The 4,113-nt window shown below is 41.5% G+C and carries 5 protein-coding genes; 3 read left to right on the top strand and 2 right to left on the bottom strand.

The genetic code is table 11. The annotated features are described in order from the left end of the window. Positions 1-177: 177 nt before the first annotated feature. Positions 178-660: a hypothetical protein gene (locus tag IQ229_RS16160; protein WP_228013507.1), complete on the bottom strand. Its 483-nt coding sequence runs from the start codon at positions 658-660 to the stop codon at positions 178-180. Between the two features lie 42 nt (positions 661-702). On the opposite strand from IQ229_RS16160, the gene IQ229_RS16155 reads away from it, so the two are divergent. Further along, the gene (locus IQ229_RS16155) at positions 703-1,155 is read left to right on the top strand and encodes a transposase (protein ID WP_162398276.1); all 453 of its coding nucleotides are present in this window, start codon (positions 703-705) and stop codon (positions 1,153-1,155) included. A 180-nt stretch (positions 1,156-1,335) separates the two neighbouring features. Here IQ229_RS16155 and IQ229_RS16150 read toward each other — a convergent pair whose 3' ends face one another. Continuing rightward, positions 1,336-1,710, bottom strand: coding sequence for a transcriptional regulator (locus tag IQ229_RS16150; RefSeq protein WP_102151248.1), 375 nt, complete (start codon positions 1,708-1,710; stop codon positions 1,336-1,338). 371 nt (positions 1,711-2,081) lie between these two features. On the opposite strand from IQ229_RS16150, the gene IQ229_RS16145 reads away from it, so the two are divergent. Next, positions 2,082-2,882, top strand: coding sequence for a MarR family transcriptional regulator (locus IQ229_RS16145; RefSeq protein WP_162398277.1), 801 nt, complete (start codon positions 2,082-2,084; stop codon positions 2,880-2,882). Further along, a partial coding sequence (dnaB, locus tag IQ229_RS16140; RefSeq protein WP_194045345.1) for a replicative DNA helicase occupies positions 2,879-4,113 on the top strand: 1,235 nt, incomplete at its 3' end. The genes IQ229_RS16145 and dnaB, both read left to right, overlap by 4 nt.

Raw genomic sequence — 4,113 nt, 5'->3', positions numbered from 1 at the left:
ATCCTAATGAGAATTACTGCATGAAAATATTGCGTTGTTCCATTTCTAAAGGTTCTGCTTGAACAGTGTCAGCAGTGAATGCGATTGGAGCCAAAATATTCTGTTCCATCCAGAGCTATTGGCAAATTATTTTTAAAGCAGAGAAACCCTTTTAGGTGTTTAGTTTGCTCTAATGCTCTAAAATCTCGTCATACACTCAGGGTAGCCATTACTAATGGGAAGAAAATCATTAGCAGGGTACAAAGCTTTAATATAACGCTCTAATAATATACGAAAATCATAACTCATAGGAGAATTTTCATCTCCTATGAATGAGGATTGGAGAATTTCATCCTTTAACAAAAAATGTATGGGAATAGCTAAGTACTGATCGCTAAAATTACTAGAGTCACTTATTTGCTGAGTGTTCCCCTCATTTTGGAGCAGGTGTTCTATAAAATCAATGGCAAACCAAATTTCATTTTTGATATTTTCTGAGTAATCACCCTGAGTTATATTTTTTAGTGCATCCCTAAAGGTTGTTGTTATATGAGAGTGAATTTGAGAATAAGAATCTATACTGTAACGTGATGTAACAGTATGATTATTCATTGTGTTAATCAATAATGAACCGTCCATATAAACGTGTGGGCTAATTTCTATTTCTAATAATTCAGGCATACAGGAACATTGGTCAAATAAAAAATCCACGCCTATCAGTTGATGGAATTAGCTGCTGCTACTGGAGAAATAGACCTAAAGTATTTAGACGAATCAGGGTTTTGTGCATGGAGTGAGCCTGGTTACACCTATTACCAACGAGGTGAGCAAAAACGTCTGGAACAAACTAAGCGTCGTGATCGTAGATTAAGCATTATCGGGTTTTTTCAACCAATAATAAGTTTTATTTACGGTCTGGTTATCGGGGGTGTTGGTCGTAAACCTTACATCCAGATGATGGAACATGAAGCCCTTAATGCCCAGAAAGTTGGTCGCATTAGAGTAATAGTGCAGGACAACGGCCCAATACATCGATGTCAGGAAGTTCAGCAGTTATGGTCAAAGTGGGAACAGATGGGTTTGTACATCTTTTTTTTGCCCGCATACTGCTCTCAGATGAATCCAATTGAATTAGAGTGGCAGCATCTTAAAAAAGATGAACTATGTGGGCAATGAGTTTATACCTCAAAGCACTTGACCATCTCCACACAAAATCCTTACGATGCAAGTATTTTGGTATTTTGGACTGACGAACATGGAGATTATCCAATCACATCGTTTTAAAATTGGATGTGAGCAAGCAACAAGTCCACATAATATCCCTTATGTTCACTCATATCATGGGATTGCTATGGATCATACTGCTGATGATATCAATTCACCTGTCCCAGTAGTTTTTCGCTCTTCTAGGAAAGAATGGGCAATTAAATTGATGATTTCAACTCTTTCTACAGCAGAGGCAGCAGATACAAGCTTTTGCAGGCTTACACCTGGCTTTGCCCCAAGCAGCTGAGACAAATACCACTCCCGTGCTTCTATAGGAACAGCCCCTAACAATGCTAGAAACTTTCTAGTTCCCAAGTCAGCCTTTCCCTTACGAAATCTGGAAATTAGCACCTCTGAAACTCCAGCTTGCTTGGCTACAACCTTTGCCGAAAGGTTGTACCTATCGAACATCTCGTCAAATAGTTGCTGGTAAAGAGAAGTTTCCTCTGTTACAAAATTTTGCATTGCTAGCTAATTATAGGATTAGTTAGTTGTTATAGTATGCGATATTTAGAGAGAACTCTATTAGGATTTTTAAAGTTATGGATAATTCAATAATAACAAGGGACTTACTCTTTTCAAATTAAGCCAACAGCAGTTCTGACTGAAAACATAAGATCAGCTTTTCTTCAGTAGAACAGAACTTCGGCTAATACTTGCTTTGGCGACACTTTTGAGGGCGCAAATTAAGAGAATTTCGGCATACATCAAGTAACGTCTGAAGTTGCTAATCGCTTTGCTCTCTATTGCTGTGTGTCAAATGGCTGGTATTTAAAAAGTTAGCCCTTGTCTGGGGGGACAGGGGCTGGAAATTTTTCTTGCTTATTAAGGTGATTATGACACAGAACAGTTCAAAAATTCAAGGTAAGTTTTACCCACTCCAGCACGAGGAATGGCTGAAAGCCTGCCGAGAATTAACGCCAGCACAAAAAGATGTGCTGTACTACATTCGCACTCTCGATCCTTATGGCGACGGGGTTGAGTTGTCTGTTTCCGGGATAGCTAGGCAACTGTCAACAGAGAATAAAGAAGTACATCGCTCTACAGTTAGCCGCGCTCTCAAAGCCTTAGATGACAAGGGATTCATTGACCTTGAACTACTGAAAGTCCAAGTCAAAATTTTAGCTGGGGGGCTTCATTGTTGCGATGAGACAACAGTGTTGCCTACAGACAACAGTGTTGCCTCACCGCAACAAGCGCGATCGCTACGCAACAAGCGTGATCATGACGCAACAGACGCGATCGCTACGCAACAACCGAGTTCTGAAAGCCATACTCAGAGCCAATCTTCAAGTCCTAAGACTTATAAGACTTATTCAGACTTTATTAAGACTCTCTCACAAGAGGAGCGAGCGAATTTTCTAGAATTTTGTGAGGAAAAAACCAAAAATCTTAGCCAGCCAGTGAATGACATTGAGGCTTGGTTAGCTTACAAGAACAAAGCCGGAAGGAATCGCTGGGAAGTTTATTACGAAAAATATCTGGCTTCAAAACAGGTACAAACCAAAAAAACTGAAACAAAAAATGCTCGAGACGAATTCCGTCGAGAACTTGAAGAACGGCAGCGACAAGCTCAAAGAGCTTGGGAAGAGTCGCAAAGTCAAAATCTCGCTGAGAATACTGGCGGTGAGACATGATTGATAAATTGCCACCCCAAAACATCGAAGCGGAAGAGGCGATTTTAGGCGGTATCATGCTTGATCCAGAAGCAATCGGTAGGGTGAGCGATCGCCTAATTCCCGAAGCCTTTTACATTAGCGCCCATAAAGATATCTATCAAGCCGTGCAGCGCCTTCATTGCTCTGGTAAACCCACTGATTTACTCACAGTTACAGCTTGGCTTACTGACCACGATTTACTAGTCCGTATCGGCGGGAGAAATAAACTAGCAACTTTGGTAGACCGTACAGTGTCAGCTGTCAACATTGACACTTTAGCCGAGTTGGTAATGGACAAATTCGCGCGTAGACAGTTAATCAAGGCTGGAAATGAAATTGTACATCTGGGTTACGAGACAGAAACTGAGTTACCACAAATCCTTGACCAATCAGAACAGAAAATTTTCCAATTATCTAATCAAACCCTATCTTCAAACACTGAACACAACAGCACGATTAACGTTGCTGCTTACGAGGATTTAAATTCAGGAAACCCCATTTACCCTACAGGACTTCATGAACTCGATAATTTGATGGTGGGATTTGAAAGCGGCACACTCACCATAGTTGCGGGTAGGCCATCAATGGGAAAGTCCCAGATCGCCTTGTTTTTGGCTTTCCAAATGATACTGTTTCATGAGCTACCTGTGGTCATCTTCTCCTTGGAGATGACAAAGAAACAATTGGAGTACAGGCTGTGGAGTTTAATTAGTGTCACCAACGCCTATAAGCATTTAGAGTTAACGCCACTAAAAAGCGATCGCATCCGCAGACATCGCTCAGGTAATAAACCCCTAGCAGACTGGGAATTTACAAGCATTGCCAAAATCGTCGGTGTTGCTTCAGAATTACCGCTGTACATGAATGACTCAAGGGGTATCACCGTTTCACAAATTGCTTCCGAATGCCGTCAAATTAAGGCTAAAGAGGGAAAACTTGGGTTAGTTATCGTTGATTACCTGCAAATGATGGCAGAGGACTCTGGAGGCAACCGCAGCTATGGACTAGGAGATGTAGCCAGGGGACTTTACAAAATGGCAGGGGAACTAGATGTACCTGTGCTGGCACTGTCGCAAATCTCTAGGGGAGTTGAGGGCAGACAGAATAAGCGCCCCATGATGAGCGACCTTAGCCAATCGGGAATTTTAGAAATGGTGGCAGACAATATTATTCTCGCTTACCGGGATGAGTACTACAACCCAGACACTAC

Origin of the sequence: Nostoc cf. edaphicum LEGE 07299, from assembly GCF_015207245.1 — a bacterium.
Classification (GTDB): domain Bacteria; phylum Cyanobacteriota; class Cyanobacteriia; order Cyanobacteriales; family Nostocaceae; genus Nostoc; species Nostoc edaphicum_B.
This window is presented reverse-complemented; position numbering and strand designations above follow the sequence as displayed.

What these genes read in the sequence shown, in the direction of transcription:
- IQ229_RS16155 (WP_162398276.1), top strand. Translation starts at nt 703, where the DNA reads ATGGAATTAGCTGCTGCTACTGGAGAAATAGACCTAAAGTATTTAGAC.
- IQ229_RS16150 (WP_102151248.1), bottom strand. Translation starts at nt 1,710, where the DNA reads ATGCAAAATTTTGTAACAGAGGAAACTTCTCTTTACCAGCAACTATTT.
- IQ229_RS16145 (WP_162398277.1), top strand. Translation starts at nt 2,082, where the DNA reads ATGACACAGAACAGTTCAAAAATTCAAGGTAAGTTTTACCCACTCCAG.
- IQ229_RS16160 (WP_228013507.1), bottom strand. Translation starts at nt 660, where the DNA reads ATGCCTGAATTATTAGAAATAGAAATTAGCCCACACGTTTATATGGAC.